At 74.9% G+C, this 15096-nt stretch carries 10 protein-coding genes; 4 read left to right on the top strand and 6 right to left on the bottom strand.

Features of this window, described 5'->3' with window-relative positions; all coding sequences use genetic code 11:
- Window positions 1-14 precede the first annotated feature (14 nt).
- Complete coding sequence (locus tag ACIBTX_RS22080) at window positions 15-347, top strand: hypothetical protein (protein ID WP_357126669.1); 333 nt, start codon at window positions 15-17, stop codon at window positions 345-347.
- Between the two features lie 53 nt (window positions 348-400).
- On the opposite strand, the gene ACIBTX_RS22075 is transcribed toward ACIBTX_RS22080, so the two are convergent.
- Window positions 401-1975, bottom strand: a complete 1575-nt coding sequence (locus tag ACIBTX_RS22075; RefSeq protein WP_357126672.1) for a leucyl aminopeptidase — start codon at window positions 1973-1975, stop codon at window positions 401-403.
- Between the two features lie 161 nt (window positions 1976-2136).
- On the opposite strand from ACIBTX_RS22075, the gene gcvT reads away from it, so the two are divergent.
- Complete coding sequence (gene gcvT / locus ACIBTX_RS22070) at window positions 2137-3267, top strand: glycine cleavage system aminomethyltransferase GcvT (RefSeq protein WP_357126675.1); 1131 nt, start codon at window positions 2137-2139, stop codon at window positions 3265-3267.
- 172 nt (window positions 3268-3439) lie between these two features.
- Here gcvT and ACIBTX_RS22065 read toward each other — a convergent pair whose 3' ends face one another.
- From ACIBTX_RS22065 to ACIBTX_RS22055, 3 genes are all read right to left on the bottom strand, one after another.
- On the bottom strand, window positions 3440-4735 hold the full coding sequence (locus ACIBTX_RS22065) for a DUF2314 domain-containing protein (RefSeq protein WP_357170645.1): 1296 nt from the start codon (window positions 4733-4735) through the stop codon (window positions 3440-3442).
- A gap of 66 nt (window positions 4736-4801) precedes the next feature.
- On the bottom strand, window positions 4802-5575 hold the full coding sequence (locus ACIBTX_RS22060) for an adenosylcobinamide-GDP ribazoletransferase (protein ID WP_357126681.1): 774 nt from the start codon (window positions 5573-5575) through the stop codon (window positions 4802-4804).
- A complete protein-coding gene (locus ACIBTX_RS22055; RefSeq protein WP_357126684.1) occupies window positions 5565-7505 on the bottom strand; it encodes a bifunctional adenosylcobinamide kinase/adenosylcobinamide-phosphate guanylyltransferase in 1941 nt (646 codons plus the stop codon). The genes ACIBTX_RS22060 and ACIBTX_RS22055 overlap by 11 nt, the downstream gene beginning before the upstream one ends.
- Window positions 7506-7647: 142 nt before the next feature.
- On the opposite strand from ACIBTX_RS22055, the gene ACIBTX_RS22050 reads away from it, so the two are divergent.
- Both ACIBTX_RS22050 and ACIBTX_RS22045 read left to right on the top strand, forming a co-directional pair.
- The gene (locus ACIBTX_RS22050; protein ID WP_030337978.1) at window positions 7648-7848 is read left to right on the top strand and encodes a hypothetical protein; all 201 of its coding nucleotides are present in this window, start codon (window positions 7648-7650) and stop codon (window positions 7846-7848) included.
- The gene (locus ACIBTX_RS22045; RefSeq protein ID WP_357126687.1) at window positions 7848-8642 is read left to right on the top strand and encodes a site-2 protease family protein; all 795 of its coding nucleotides are present in this window, start codon (window positions 7848-7850) and stop codon (window positions 8640-8642) included. The genes ACIBTX_RS22050 and ACIBTX_RS22045 overlap by 1 nt, the downstream gene beginning before the upstream one ends.
- A 99-nt stretch (window positions 8643-8741) precedes the next feature.
- On the opposite strand, the gene ACIBTX_RS22040 is transcribed toward ACIBTX_RS22045, so the two are convergent.
- Both ACIBTX_RS22040 and ACIBTX_RS22035 read right to left on the bottom strand, forming a co-directional pair.
- Complete coding sequence (locus tag ACIBTX_RS22040; RefSeq protein WP_357126690.1) at window positions 8742-9740, bottom strand: aldo/keto reductase family protein; 999 nt, start codon at window positions 9738-9740, stop codon at window positions 8742-8744.
- Window positions 9741-9784: 44 nt separating this feature from the next.
- On the bottom strand, window positions 9785-14767 hold the full coding sequence (locus tag ACIBTX_RS22035) for a WG repeat-containing protein (RefSeq protein ID WP_396832911.1): 4983 nt from the start codon (window positions 14765-14767) through the stop codon (window positions 9785-9787).
- Between the last annotated feature and the right edge of the window lie 329 nt (window positions 14768-15096).

Below are 15096 nucleotides of genomic sequence, written 5' to 3'. Positions count from 1 at the left end.
GGGGGAGAAGTCCGGTGGGGTTGTTCCGGCGTCGCAAACAGACGCGTGTGGCGAGCCACGACCGTGCGGCCGATCGTGGTGATCTGGCCCATCTGGAGAACTTCATCCGGAGCCGGCGAGGTGTCGAGGCGTTCATCGAGCCCCGGACGACGGTCACCGAGACCACCGTCATCCTGATCGCCGACGACGGGGAGTGGACCCGCCGGCGCATCGACGGTCCGGACGGCGCGCGTCGCTTCGCGTACCGGATGGGCATCCCGGTGTACGACGTCCGGCTGATGGGCTACCCGCAGCGGATGCGCGACTTCAACGAGCGCCGCAAGCGCCGCCCCGAGCAGCACATGTAAGGAAGGGCCCCCTGTTAGACGCTAGGCGTTAACAGGGGGCCCTTCCTTACACCTCAGCCGTTGGCGGCGACGTCCTCGACGAGCTGCACCAGGGTGCGGACCGGCACGCCGGTGCCGCCCTTGGTCCAGTAGCCGGTCGGCTCGCCCGAGTGGTAGCCCGGGCCGGCGATGTCGATGTGCGCCCACGCCACGTCGTCGGTCACGAACTCGCGCAGGAACACGCCACCCTGCAGCATGTGCCCGGCCCGGTCCATCCCCGCGTTGACCTGCGAGATGTCCGCCACGTCGGAGTCCATGCCCTTGCGTACGTCGTCCGGCAGCGGCATCGGCCAGGCCGGCTCGCCGACCGAGTCGCCGACCGTGCGGACCCGCTCGCACAGCTCGGGAGTACCCATGACGCCGGCGACCCGCTTACCCAACGCGATCACCTGACCGCCGGTCAGGGTGGACGTCTCGAACAGGTAGTCGGTGCCGTCGGCGCAGGCGCGGGCGATGGCGTCGGCCAGCACCATCCGGCCCTCGGCGTCGGTGTTGAGCACCTCCACCTTCTTGCCGCTGAACATGCTGATCACGTCGCCCGGCCGGTAGCTGGTGCCGGACGGCATGTTCTCGGCCATCGGCAGGTACGCGCTGACCGCCACGTTCGGCTTCAACGCGGCGATCGCCAGCATCGCCGCACCCACCGCGGCGGCGCCCGCCATGTCGGACTTCATCTCCCACATGCCCTGCGCCGGCTTGATCGAGATGCCGCCGGTGTCGAAGGTGATGCCCTTGCCGACCAGCGCGACCCGCTTGCCGTTGCCGGCGTCCTGCGGCGTGTAGGTGAGCTTCACCAGCCGCGGCGGGGCCTCCGAACCCTGCCCGACCGCGATGATGCCGCCGTACCCGCCGGCGGCCAGCGCCGCCTCGTCCAGCACCTCGACGCCGAGGCCGGCGTCCCGGGCGGCGGCGGCCACGGCGTCGGCGAACGACGGGGGACGCAGCTCGTTCGGGGCGGTGTTCACCCAGTCCCGGCTGGTCCGGACCGCGCCGGCGACCGCCTGCGCGCGGGTGATCTCCGCCTGGGCGCCCGTGTCGGCGGCGTCCGGAACAGCGATGAGCACCTCGGCCACCGGCTCCCGCCGGGCCGGCTGCGGCCGGGTCTTGTAACCGGCGAAGCGATAGCCGCCGAGCAGCGCGCCCTCGGCGACCGCGCGCAGCGCCGCCAGCGCGTCCGCGTCGTCGGGCAACGGCAGGCTGAGCGCCACCTTCGGCGCGCCCGCCAGGGCCCGCACCGCGGCGCCAGCCGCGCGGCGCAGCGTCTCCGGCGCCGGGGCGGCGCCCGTCGGCTCGGGGCCGAGCCCGACCGCGACGACCAGTGGGGCCGTGACGGTACCCAGTGTGGCCAGCTTGATCACCTCGCCCGGGCCACCGGTCGCGCCGAGCAGCGCCAGCGTCTCGGTCAGCTTGCCGTCGAACGCGACGGCGATGCTCTCCGCGCCGCTGCCGAGCAGCAGGGTGCCGGCGAGGCCGCTGGTGGCGTCCTGCTCTCCGGTCTGGCTGTGCACGCCGATCACGATCGCGTCGACGGCGAGCTCCGCCGGGTCGGTGTCGACCAGGCTCAGGGTGGTCGTGCGGGGGGTTGTCACTGAAGCTACTCCGGGCGGGCCGGGCCGGTCGCGTCGTCGCGTACCAGCGGTGAAGGTCTCCGGCGGAACCTACCCGCCGGACGTCAGGGCTGTCCCGTCGATCACGCAACGGGGTCCCGCCGATGCTAACCAGCGGCGTAACCCCCGGTAAGTTGCCACCCATGACCGACGTGACCTCCGCCGCCGCCGCGACCCGGCTGCGACGTTCCCCGCTGCACGAGCGGCACACCGCCGCCGGCGCCAAGTTCGCCCCCTTCGGGGGCTGGGAGATGCCGCTGGAGTACGCCGGCGGCGGGGTGCTCAAGGAGCACACGGCGGTGCGGACGGCGGTGGGGGTCTTCGACGTGTCGCACCTGGGCAAGGTCCGGGTGACCGGTCCCGGAGCGGCCGAGTTCGTCAACTCGTGCCTCAGCAACGACCTGGGCCGCATCGGGCCGGGCCGCGCCCAGTACACGCTGTGCTGCGACGACGCCACCGGCGGCGTGGTGGACGACATCATCGCCTACCTGTACGCCGACGACCACGTCTTCCTCATCCCGAACGCCGCGAACACCACCGAGGTCGTACGCCGGTTGCGCGCCGCCGCGCCGGAGCGGATCACCGTCACCGACGAGCACGAGGCGTACGCGGTGCTGGCCGTGCAGGGCCCCCGCTCCGCCGACCTGCTCGCCGCCCTCGATCTGCCCACCGAGCACGGCTACATGAGCTTCGACGCCGCCAGCCTCGCCGCCGTGGAGCTGACCGTCTGCCGTACCGGCTACACCGGCGAGCTGGGCTACGAGCTGGTGGTGCCGGCGGAGCAGGCGGTGACCGTGTGGGACGCGCTCTTCGCCGCCGGCGAGGCGTTCGAGCTGCGCGCCTGCGGCCTCGCCGCCCGGGACACCTTGCGCACCGAGATGGGGTACCCGCTGCACGGGCAGGACCTCTCGTTGGACATCACCCCGGTGCAGGCCCGCTCCGGTTGGGCCGTCGGCTGGGACAAGCCGGCGTTCTGGGGCCGTGACGCGCTGCGTGCCGAGAAGGCCGCCGGCCCTCGTCGTACGCTGCGTGGCCTGGTGGCCGTCGACCGCGCCATCCCGCGCCCCGGGATGACCCTGCACGTCGGCGACCAGCAGGTCGGCGTGGTGACGAGCGGCACCTTCAGCCCCACGAGGAAGCAGGGCATCGCCCTGGCCCTGGTCGACACGGACGCCAACCTCCCCGAAGGCGCCGAGGTCGAGATCGACATCCGCGGCCGCCGCGCCCCCCTGACCGTAACCAAACCCCCCTTCGTAACCCCCTCAACCCACTAACCCAAACCCCCACCCCCACCCCCACCCCACCGCGCTGCACGAGCCCCACCCGCACTCGTTGATCAAGAGGTTCGCGTCAAAATCCCGCCGAAAAATGACGCGAATCTCTTGATCAACGAGGTCGAGCGGGGGTGGGGTGGGGTGGGTGGGGTGGGTGGGCAGGGGGGTGGGGTTAGGGGGTTGGGGTGGGGGGTTCGCCGGAGTCCAGGACGGCTTGGGTCCAGCCTCCTTCGATGACCCCGGTCGCGTCCAGGACCGCCCAGTCGACGACGTCGGTGGACTCCACGACCACCGGGGCGCCGATCCGGACGCTCTCGTCGGTGTTCGCGTCGCTGGCGCTGACGCCGACGATCCGCTCCGGGGTCTCCCACGAGGTGACGCCCGCCCAGACGTACTCCGGGCCGTCGTCGCCCGGCAGGCCGTACTTCACGACGAGCTGCGACTCGGTCGGCAGCCGGCCGGCGACGAAGCGGGCCCGCGCGTCACCCAGCGCGGCGCGGGCGGTGGCCACCGCACGGCTCATGGCGTCACCGGAGCGGGCGTAGCGCACGTCCGGCTGGATGCCGGAGAACAGGGTCGCGCAGGCGGCGGCGTAGTAGCGACCGTCCGGGCCGGGGTGCCCGGCCGGTGGGCGCAGGCTCAGGAACGAGTCGGCCTCCGGGTCGGTCGCCGGGTCCAGCTCGAGGCGCAGCAGCACCGGGGCGGTCGCGCCGTGCTGCTCCGGGTTGCCGTACGCGACGGCGATGTCGTGCCCGGTGACCGTGGCGAGCACCGGTAGCTGCACGAAGGCGGGCACCTCCGCGCCGTTGAGGCCGTCGGTCCAGTCCCGCAGCAGCCGACGGGCCGCGCCGGTCATCACCGCGCCCCAGGCGCGGGTGAGGTGGTCGGGCACCCCCTGGGTCTGCAATTCCAGCAGCCCGAAGCGACGCAGCCCCTTCGTGGTGAACCACAACCCCTCGGCGTCCGACGAGTACGGCACCAGCACCCAGTCGACGAGCCGGATCCGGCCCTGCTCGTCGGGGAGGGAACGCAGCGCGGTCGCCGGGTCGAGGAACTGGAGGCCGAAGACGTCCACCACGTCGCCGTCGACGGACTCGGCGACCGCCGCCGCCACCGCCCGAGCCGCCCACTCGTGTGCCGGCGGCCAACCGGGTCGGTACTCGGCCTGCACCACCACCAGGTGCGTCGCCGCCGCCAGCCGGGCCAACTGTTCCGGCGTGGCGCCGAACGCGGTGAGCAGATCCGGCGGAAGCGCGGGGAACTCGGCGATCGGCCGGGTGTCCACGCTCATCAGCGGGCTGTCCAGCATCTGGGTGGCGAGCCCGTGCACCGGTTCGGCCAGCCGCCCGGCCAGTGACGCCACCGCCGTCTTCGCGCTGACCTTCGGCAGCCCCGCCATCGGCACCAGGTAGGTCGCGCTGAGCGACTCCGGCACCGGTACGGGCAGGAAGTCGTCCGTGATGAGCATGTGGGTTCCCCCGGTGGCCGTGCCGGTGCTGTCGAGCCGAACGCTACCCGGCCGCGCGCGCCGGCTTCAGCCGGACAGCACCACACCCAGGTAGACCAGCGTGGTGACCACCTCGACGGTCGCGCCGAGCACGTCGCCGGTGATCCCGCCGAGCCGGCGTACCACGTGGGTCAGCAGCGCCCCGGCGACGGCCAGCGCGGCGACGACGGCGAGTGGCCCCTGCCACGGGCGGCCCGGCACCGCGGGCGCCGCCAGCAGCACGACGGCGACCGCGCCCACGGTCAGGGCCGCCGGGCCGACCGTGCCGGCCACCAGCGCGCCCAGGCCGTCCGGCCGGGCGGCGGGCACACCCCGCCGGCACGCCACCGTGACGCCCAGTCGGCCGGCCGCCGTCGCCGCGACCACCGCCGCGAGGCACGCCGGCCACGACCGCCCGGCCAGGTCGGCGAGCGCCGCGGCCTGCACCAGGAGTACGACCACCAGCGCCACGACACCGAACGGTCCGACGTCCGGCTTCTTCATGATCTCCAGCGCGGCGGCGCCCCGGTGGTACGAGCCGAGCGCGTCCATCGTGTCGGCCAGCCCGTCCAGGTGCAGCCCCCGGGTGAGCAGGGCGGCGACCCCCACCGTCACGCCCGCCGCGACCAGCGGGGGTGCGAGCAGGCCGGCCAGGAGCAGGACACCCCCCAGGAGTACGCCGAGCAGCGCGCCGACGGCCGGGGCGAGCGCCATCGCCGTACCCGCCACCGGGCGGTCGATCCGTCCGGCGCGTACCGGCAGCGTGCTGAAGGTGGTGACGGCGAGCCGGACGCCCGCGACGAACCGCGACTCAGCCGGCACGCCAGCCCGACGCCGGCTGCTCGTCGCCGCCCGTGCGGGTGGGGCCCGGCCCGGCCGGCTCCGGCTCGACGAACTCCGGGTCGGTGTAGTCGGGCCCGGTGTAGGCCGGCTCGTCGTCGGCGTAGTCGGGCTCCGGCTCGTCGGTGCCGTCCGGGTCGGCGTCGCCGCCGAGCGACGGATGGACCGGCAGGGCGGCGGCCAGCGCCAGCACCGAGCGCAGCATCGGCAGCGCGACCAGGGCGTTCGCGCCCTCGCCGAGGTCCAGGCGGAGGTCGAGCAGGGGGGTGAGGCCGAGCACGTCGGCCGCCAGCCGCACCGCGGGGTGCTGGCCGTGGTCGGCCAGCAGGCACCAGTGCCGGGCCTGCCCGGCCAGGTCGCGGCTGATCATCCCGGCCGCCAGGCCGACCGGCCCGTCCAGCAGCACCGGCACCCGGCGGGCGGTCGCGCCCAGCAGCACGCCGGTGGCCACCGCCACGTCGCCGCCACCCAACTCGGCCAGCACGTCCTTGGCGGAGCGCGGCGAGCGGCGGGTGCGGTGCAGGGCGTCCCGCACGGCAGCGCAGCGGACCATCCAGGCCGCGTCGTCGATCTCACCGGAATCGGTGATCACCCGACCCAGCACCGACGGCGGTTCCGCGCCCGCGGTGGCCGCCAGCACGGCCGCCGCCGCCGCTTCGGTGCCGGCGCCGCAGGCGCCCAGGACCAGCAGTTGTACGCCCGCGTCGGCCGCCTGCTCGGCCAGCCGCCAGCCGTAGCGCAGCGCCGACTCGACCTGCTCGCCGGCCAGCGCCGGCTGGGTCTCCATCGGGGCGGCGGCCGGCGTGTCCACGACCTGGAGGCTCGCGCCCGCCTCGGCGGCCAGCCGGGCCAGCGCGCCCCGGCCGGCGCGGGCCTGCGCGGCGCGGCGTGCCGACTCGCCGGCGACGGTGCCGGCGGACGCGCCGCCCGCGTGGTCGCCGTTGAGCAGCAGCACCCGTACCGAACCCCAGGCGGACGGGGTCGACGTGCCCTGCGTGGCGGCCGCGAAGCCGACCACCCGGTCCAGGACGCCCAGCCCGGCGCCCGGCACGTCGAGGCTGGCCAGCCGGTCCACCGCCTGCGGGCCCGCGTACTCGTCGGGCATCGGCAGCTCCATGCCCGGCTGGATGACCAGTCCGGTGGCCACCATCGGCAGCGCCATCGTCGGCGCGGCCCAGGGGTTGCCGGGCTCCTGGTTCGGCGCGACCGGTGGGGTGTGGGTCAGCACCTCGGGGAGCTGCACCTCGGGCGTGGGCTCGGTGTCACCCAGGCTGGGAGTGGCCGGGCCCGGGGTGCCCAGCTCGCTGGCGACGGCGTGCCTCCCGGTCGCGGCCACCGGCGTGGACGGCGCCGAGGTGACGACCGCTGCCGGCTTCAACCAGGCGGGCTGGCCGGCGAGCACCAGCACCACGGCGTCGCAGGCGTCCGCGACCGCGCGGTTCGCCGCGCCGAGCGCGTCGGCGAACGCCCGCCCCAGCGGGGTCGTCGGCACCAGCGACAGTCCCACCTCGGGGCTGACCAGCACCACCCGCGCCGTGCAGGCCCGGATCGCCTCGGCCAGCTCGGCGATCGTGGCCACGTCGTCGGCGGGCTGGTGCTCCGGGTCGAGCAGCACGGTCACCCAGCCGCCCAGGTCGTCGACGAGCAGCGTCTCGTTCGGCTCGGCGGACGCGAGCACGTCCGCCAACCGTCGCGGCTCCCCGGCGGTCTCCTCGGTGGTCCAGCTACCCGGGCGTCGGGCGCGGTGCGTCGCCAGTCGGGTGGCCCACTCGGTGTCCTCCGGGTCGCCCTCGGGCGCGGTGGCGACGTAGCGGACCACCGGCGCGTCGGCGACCAGGGACTCGGCGAACTCGGACTTGCCGGACCGGATGCCGCCGAGCACCAGGACCGTGTTCCACCCGTCAACGGACATGCCCGTACCTTAAGGCCGCCCGGGGTCGCTCTGCCTGCCGGCCCGGCGCTCGCGCGACGGGTGAGGGGCCGTCGCGCGTCGGGCCGACTACGCTGGCGGGGGTTCGTCCCACCGGGACTTCAGCGGCGAGGGGAGACGCGGCATGGCGTGGAGCTGGCGGTACGAGGGCACGGACGGCCAGACGGTCGAGGGACCGGCGGAGTCGTTCGGCAGCCAGGCCGACGCCGAATCCTGGATCGGTCAGACCTGGCGTGAACTCGCGGCGTCCGGCGTCACCTCGGTCGCGCTCGTGGAGGACGACCGGGTGGAGTACCGGATGAGCCTGCTGCCCACGGCCGAGTGATGGCGTACGACCGGCCGGGCGACAAGCTGGTGCTCGGCGTGCCCAGCGCGGCGTTCCGGCCCAGCCCGGTCTTCCTCGGCCTGGTCGCGCTCTTCGTGGCCAGCGGGGCGCTGGCCTGGAACGGCTACGGCAGCGTCCGCTTCGACGTGTTCCTGTTCGTGGTCTCCGGCTGGCTGGTGTCGCTGTGCCTGCACGAGTACGCCCACGCGGTCGTCGCCTACCGGGCCGGTGACCGGGACATCGCCCACCGTGGCTACCTGACGCTCAACCCGTTCAAGTACACCCACCCGCTGCTGTCGATCGTGCTGCCGGTGGTGGTGGTGCTGCTCGGCGGCATCGGCCTGCCCGGCGGCGCGGTGTGGGTGGACCGGCACGCCATTCCGGGGCGGCTGCGGCACACTCTGGTGAGCCTCGCCGGCCCGGCGACAAACGTGCTGTTCACGTTGCTGCTGGTGCTCGCGGTACGACTCGGCGCGACCTCGGGCGGCCCGGTCGAGTTCTGGGCCGGGGTGGCGCTGCTGGCGTTCCTGCAACTCACCGCGAGCGTGCTCAACCTGCTGCCGGTGCCCGGCCTGGACGGCGGCAACATGATCCAGCCGTGGCTGAATCCACAGTGGCGCAGGATGTACGACCTGTTCGCCCCGTACGGCTTCATCCTGCTCTTCGCGCTGCTGTGGAACCCGCGCATCGGCGGCTGGTTCTTCGACGCGGTCTTCGCGGTCGGTGACCTGCTCGGCCTGCCGTCCTGGCTGTACGCCACCGGGCTCGACCTGATCCGTTTCTGGCAGAGCTGAGCTGTCCGGCCCGGCCCGAGGCGGCTGAGCTGACCCGGCCCGTGCGGCTGACCGGTCCGGTCGGCGCGAACCTGTCGCGCCGACCGGACCGGACCCACGTCAGGGCCGCTGTGCGGGAGACTCGGTCTTCGCCGCGTCTCGCTCCACGACCGGTTCGACGATGTCGTCGATGGCCTTGAGCAGCTCGGCGTCGAGCGTGACCCCAGCCGCCTTCACGTTGTCGTGCACCTGCTCGGGGCGGGACGCGCCGATGATCGCCGACGAGACGTTCGGGTTCTGCAGCACCCACGCCACGGCGAGCTGGGCCATGCTCAGCCCGGCCTGCTCGGCGAGCGGCTTGAGCTGCTGCACCCGGGTGAGCACGTCGTCGTTCATGAACCGGGCGATGAAGTTCGCGCCCGACTTCTCGTCCGTGGCGCGGGAGCCGGCGGGCGGCGGCTGCCCCGGCAGGTACTTGCCGGAGAGCACACCCTGCGCCATCGGCGACCAGACGATCTGACCGATGCCCAGCTCCTCGCTGGCCGGTACGACCTCGGCCTCGATGACCCGCCACAGCATCGAGTACTGGGGTTGGTTGGAGACCAGCGGAACGTGCAGCTCCCGGGCGAGCGGGTGGGCGGCGCGCAGCTGCTCGGCGGTCCACTCGGAGACGCCGATGTAGTGGGCCTTGCCGGAGTGCACGACGTCGGCGAACGCCTCCATCGTCTCCTCCAGCGGCGTGCTGTAGTCGTACCGGTGGGCCTGGTAGAGGTCCACGTAGTCGGTACGCAGCCGGCGCAGCGAGCCGTTGATCGACTCCATGATGTGCTTGCGGGACAGGCCACGGTCGTTGCGACCCGGCCCGGTCGGCCAGTAGACCTTGGTGAAGATCTCCAGGCCCTCGCGACGCTCGCTCTCCAGCGCCCGGCCGAGCACGTCCTCGGCCCGGGTGCCGGCGTACACGTCGGCGGTGTCGAAGGTGGTGATCCCCGCGTCGAGGGCGGCCCGCACACACGCGAACGCCGCGTCCTCCTCGACCTGAGAACCGTGGGTGATCCAGTTGCCGTACGAGATCTCGCTGACCATCAGGCCGGAACGGCCCAGGTGTCGGAATTCCATGTCCCGACCCTAACTCCGGTGGATCACGATCGCCGAGTGGCGGCTCAGAGCACGGGATTGGCGTCGGTCAACAGTCGGTCGATCTCCTCCAGCACCGCCCCGCGATCGGGATGCACCAGGTCGATCAGTGACGCGCCACGACGGTCCAGCGCGCCCCACCGACCGCCGCCGCTGACGAGGAACGCCACCGGGTGGATGACCACCACCGGGTACGACGGTGGCACCAGCACCGTGCCTGTGCGATCCACCACACCGCGCCGGCCGGCCACGTCGAAGACCGCGAGACCCTCCTCGGTGAAGCCGTCGACCGGCCCCGCGTCGGTCAACTCGGTGACGAAGGCGTGGTAGCGGGTCGGCACCACGATCCGTCCGGTCCGGTCGACCGCCCCCCAGCCCTCGCGCTTCACCGGGGCCAGTCCGCGGCGGAACGGTCGTACGTCGGCGAAGTTCGGCGGGACCTGCACCGCGCCCGTCGGGTCGATCGCCGTCCACCCGCCGTCGGTGACCACCCAGGCCAGACCGTCACTGAACGGACGCACCGCCCGGTACGACGGCGGGATCACCGTCGTACCCAACATGTTGATCAGCGACCACCGGTCGGTGTCCGGCCGCCGGACCCAGGCGAGCCCGTCGTGGAACGGCTGCGCCTCCGCGTACCGGGCGGGAACGGCAACGTTCCCGGCCTGGTCGGTGTAACCCCACAGCGGCCCGTCGCGGTCCGGCTGCGGGGGCCGGTCACGGTCGAGCACCTCGTCCCGACCCCGGGGGTACGGCCCGAAGCCGTCCGCCGCTCGCACGGTGACCGCGTCGAGGGCCACCCGCACCCGGTCCAGCAGTTCGGCGTCGGCCGCGCCGCGCAGATCGAGCGCCCGCTCGAAGTGGTGGCAGGCCTCCATCAGGCGGCCCTGGTCGTAACAACAGCGTCCGGCGTGCTCGTGCAGGGCGGCGCGCAACCGGTCGGGCAGCTCGACCGAGTTGGCCTCGGTGAAGAGCTGGTCGGCCTCGGCGAAGTCACCCCGCCACCGCAGCACGTGCGCCAGCCGCGCCTGTGCGAGCGCGGTCCGGCGCAGCTCACCGGTGGCCTCCGCGTACGTGAGGGCGAGGCGTCCGTCGGCCAACGCGTCGTCGAGGTCGCCGAGGATCCGCGAGGCCACCGCCCGGAGGCTGAGCAGCCGCGCGCGGGCCCGGTTGTCGATGGCCGTACCCAACTTCTCGGTCAGCCGCCGCCGGATGGCCCGCATGCCGTCCGGCTCGGTCAGCTCCTCGCGCAGGGTCACCGGGTCCAGCCGCCAGCGGTAGGCGGCCAGGACCTGCTCCGGGTCGCCCTCGTCGGACAGCGACGGACGCACCGGCCCGGTCGCCGTGCCCGGCGGCGCCGACACGGGCGCGTCTGCCTCGGACGGGTCACGCGGCCCGGGAATGACGACGGCCGGTACGGCAGACACGGCTTCTGCGGAGGCGGTTTCTGCGGGGGCGGCTTCTGCGGGGGCGATCTCTGCGGGGGCGGCTTCTGCGGTGACGGGTGGCGCGGGAGGGGGCGGGGACGCCGCTGGCGGCCCGGAGGCGGGCTCGGCGGCGGCCGGCGTGGTAACCGGTTCGGTGGCGTCGGGTGGCGCGGGCACGGGTTCCGCCGCAGCCGGTGGCGGGGGAGGGGGCTCGGGGGCGGCCGGTGCTGTGGTGGGTTCGGGGGCGGCGGGTGGTCCGGAGACGGGCTTGACGACGGCGGGCGGTGCGAAGGCTGGTTCGGGCGCGGGCGACGCGTAGGTGGGTTCCGGTGCGACATCGGATGTGGAGGGTGCCGTGGTGGCGCCCGCCACCATGCCGTCCGCCGTGCCCTCTGCCGTGCTCTCCGGCACGGGAACGGGTTCAGGCGCGGCGGCGGGTGGTGCGGAAGTGGGCGCCGCAAAGGCGGTCGTGGGTGTGGCCGGCGGTGCCGACACGGGCGTGGCCGGTGGTGCCGACACGGGTGTGGCCGGTGGTGCCGACACGGGTGTGGCCGGTGTGCTTGCCGCGACGGAGTCCGCGTCGACGGGCCACTTCGTTGCGGGCTCGGGTGTCGTGCGATCCGCCTCGGTCGACGGCGCGGGCTCCGCGTCGGTGCCCGGCGTGGCGGTCGACGGATCCGCGGCGTTCGGCCCGCGCGACGACGACGGCCGGTCCGACGATTCCCGGCCGGCGGCACCGTCGACGGGCGGCGTGCTTCTGCGGGCGGCCACCTCGTCGGGGTCGTCCGCGGTGGACTCGCTCTGCCACTCCGACGGCTCGCCGGAGACCGGGCGGCGATCCCTGGCGGCTGCGCCGTCGGTCGTCAGCGGCTCGCGGCTGCTGGTGTCGCCCAGGTCGTCCGACCAGGCGGGCGGCGCGACCGCAGTGGACTGCGCCGCCGGACCGGACACGGGGTCCATCCCGCTCGGGGTCGGCTCGGCAGCGGGCGTCGCGTCGTCGACCAGCTCGCCGGACCAGGATGGACGCCCGGCGTCGACCGGCCCGATCGGCGGCGCGGAGACGGGCCGCGCGGCGGCGGGCGGCGCGGAGACCGGCGGCACGGAGACCGGGAGCGCGGAGACCGGCGGCGCGGAGACCGGGAGCGCGGAGACCGACGCCGCGACGGCCTCGCCAGCGTCGGGTCGCTGGTCGGTGGCCGGGCGGTCGACCAGCGGTTCGGTCGACGCGATCGTGCCGTGCGGGTCCCCGGTCCCGGGTGGTGGCCCTGCCGGTACGTCGACGAGGGCCCGGTCCTCGGCCGTGGCGGCGGCCGTCGACGCCTTGTCGGTTGTCGGCGGCACGGCCTGATCGGGCTCGACCGGTTGGGTGCCGGGGCTGAACCAGGCATCGGGCCCCCGCACCGGTGCCGCCGCCGGCTCCGGGCTAACTGGCGCGGACGTCTCGGTGGGCGTCGGAGGCACGTAGCGACGCGGCACCCCCGGGGCGACCGGGAGTGACGGCTCGGCGTCGGGTGTGGAGGACCTCGGCGTCGCTGGGGTGGCGGGCGGTTCCGGTCGCCGCCAGGTCGGTGGCGGCGCGACCGGCGGGCGGCTGTCCGGGCCGGGGTAACGCGGCGCGGTGGTGGGCCGGGCGTCCGCGGTCGGCGCGGCTTCGGTAGGTCGCTGCTCGGGCCGGGGCGGCGACGCCGACTGTTCGTCCGCCGACGGGGGTTCCACCGGGGCGGGCAGGAACTCCACCCGGAGCCGCGCGGCCGGTGGACCGGAGATCGGAGCGTCCACAGCCGGCGAGACCGGCAGGCCCGACACCGGCCGGTCGTACTCCGGCCGGTTGTACTCCGGCCGGCCGGACGAGGTGGGCGGTCGCCGTTCGTGGTCGGCGGGCGCGGGGGAGACGGGCGTCGCCGACAGCGGTTCCTCCCACCCGGCGGCGGGGGAGACAGGCCGGTCCCGCCCGCGAGCGGCGGGGGACACAGGTGCGTCCCGTCCGGGGGCGGCGGGGGAGACGGGCGCGTCCCGTCCGGGGGCGGCGGGGGAGACGGGCCGGTCCGACGGCAGCCGGTCGGTGCCCGGCGCGGCCGGGGAGACGGGTGTGGGCGGGACCGGGGTGGCCCGACTGTAGGTGGGTGACGCGCTCGCGGCGGGGCGGACCGGCCGCTCGTCGTACCGGCCAGGCTCCGTCGCTGGCCGTGCGGGGGCGGTCGGCGGCCGCGACCCCACGCGCGGCTCGGTGTCGCGGTACGGCTCGGGCCGGTAGCCCGGCTCCCGGGTACGGTCCGGATGCACCGGGCCGGGCGCCGGCCAGGGCAGGCCGCCACCCGAGCGGGGCTCGCGGTAGGCCTCGTCGCGGCGGGTCTCTTCGCGGTACGGCTCCGGTCGGGCCGTCTCGCGCGGACGACGGTCCGGGTACGCCTCGGCGCGCGCTGCCGCCTCGCGGGGTTGCTGGCGGTGCGGTTCGACGTCGGGACGGCGGCGGTCGTCGTCGCGGCGGGGCTGCTGCTGCGGCGCGTCCGTTTCGGGGCGGCGTCGCCGTCCGCCCTCGGAGGTCTGGGGCGGCCCGTACATCTCGTCCGGGCGGCGCTGCCACTCGCCGGACCCGCCGGGGCCAGCCTCCACCCGGGACCGCTCGTCGGCACCGCCGCGCTCCGGCCGGCGGGCGTCGTCGGGCCGGCGCTCCGCACGGCGGACCTCGTCGTCCGGCCAGCGATCCGACCGGCGGGCTTCGTCGGGGCGACGGTCGGGCTGGCCGTCGGCCCGGTAGCGGTTGCGGCTGTCGATGGGCGCCCACTGGCCGGCGCCTTCGGCGGCCCAGCCGTCAGTCGGGCGGCTCTCGGGGTTCCGGGTCGGCCGGACGCCGTACCCGTCGCCGGGCTGCCGGTCGTGGGCGGCGGCCGGCCGCTCCGACGTGCCGCGTCGGCGCGGTGGCTCGTCGGGTTCGGACACCCATCCCGAGTCACCACGGGGGGCCGGGGAGTAGGGCCCGGGGGAGACCGGCGGTGACGTCGGGTACGCCCGGTCCCGGTCGGTCGGCTCGGGTCGGTGTCGGCGGTTGTCGTACCCATCGGAAGCGGGCTGCTCGCGGTGCCACGCGGCCTCCCGGCCGGGTGCCCGGTCGTCGCCGGGGCGTCGGTCGGACCAGGCGGTACGGCGGTCCGACTCGGGCGAGCGGCGCTCCTCGCGCCGGGGCGGCTCGGGGAGCGGCCGGCGGTACGGCTCATGGTCGTAGTACGCGGGCTCGGAGCGGCCGTGTCGCGACGAGTCGGGCGTCCGCTCGTCGCCGCGCGGCCAGCCGTAGGACTGGTCCGGCTCGTCGTCCGTCCGCCACCGGCCCTCGGGTTCGGCCGGAGGTTCGTCGGCCCAGGAGCGGCCGAGGTAGGTGCCGTCCGGGCGGGTCGGCGCGAGCGGGGGGACCTCGGCACGACCCACCGCGCTCGCCCGACCGCGCGGGGGCGGGGACTGGTGGGTGGCGCCGATGTCACCGGGGTAGCGCTGGCCGGGGAACTGGGGTTGCCATTCGGTGGTCGGTTCGACCACCCAGGACGGTTCGTTGGGATCCCGCCACCGGTCGGTGTACCGGCCGTTCATCCGTCGAGCCCGTCGCCACACCCGACCGTTCGGCCGCTCCCCGTCGACGGTGAGGTGGCGCTCCTGTCCCGCTGGCCGTTGGGCGTCCGGTCGCCGCCTGCCACGCTCCGGTGGCCGGCTCGCGTCCGCTCGCTCACGGCGTTGTCACCTCGTTGCACATTGTCGCGCTGGGGCCTCGCGTGCCGGTTGGGTCGCCCGGTTCCGGCAGGGCGTGGCTGCGGATGGAGGGTAACGGCGCGGGCTCGTTCACCGCCACTGTGGCAGCGCCCACGAGCGCAAACGTTATCCGATGGTTCCGGACATTTAGGTCGATAACCGAATCTGACCTT

Source organism: Micromonospora sp. NPDC049359 (assembly GCF_044466585.1).
GTDB lineage: Bacteria > Actinomycetota > Actinomycetes > Mycobacteriales > Micromonosporaceae > Micromonospora.
This window is presented reverse-complemented; position numbering and strand designations above follow the sequence as displayed.

Excerpts from the sequence above, each read along its gene's own strand:
- ACIBTX_RS22040 (WP_357126690.1), bottom strand. The coding sequence starts at position 9,740 with ATGGAATTCCGACACCTGGGCCGTTCCGGCCTGATGGTCAGCGAGATC.
- gcvT (WP_357126675.1), top strand. The coding sequence starts at position 2,137 with ATGACCGACGTGACCTCCGCCGCCGCCGCGACCCGGCTGCGACGTTCC.
- ACIBTX_RS22065 (WP_357170645.1), bottom strand. The coding sequence starts at position 4,735 with ATGCTCATCACGGACGACTTCCTGCCCGTACCGGTGCCGGAGTCGCTC.
- ACIBTX_RS22035 (WP_396832911.1), bottom strand. The coding sequence starts at position 14,767 with ATGAACGGCCGGTACACCGACCGGTGGCGGGATCCCAACGAACCGTCC.
- ACIBTX_RS22050 (WP_030337978.1), top strand. The coding sequence starts at position 7,648 with ATGGCGTGGAGCTGGCGGTACGAGGGCACGGACGGCCAGACGGTCGAG.
- ACIBTX_RS22055 (WP_357126684.1), bottom strand. The coding sequence starts at position 7,505 with ATGTCCGTTGACGGGTGGAACACGGTCCTGGTGCTCGGCGGCATCCGG.
- ACIBTX_RS22045 (WP_357126687.1), top strand. The coding sequence starts at position 7,848 with ATGGCGTACGACCGGCCGGGCGACAAGCTGGTGCTCGGCGTGCCCAGC.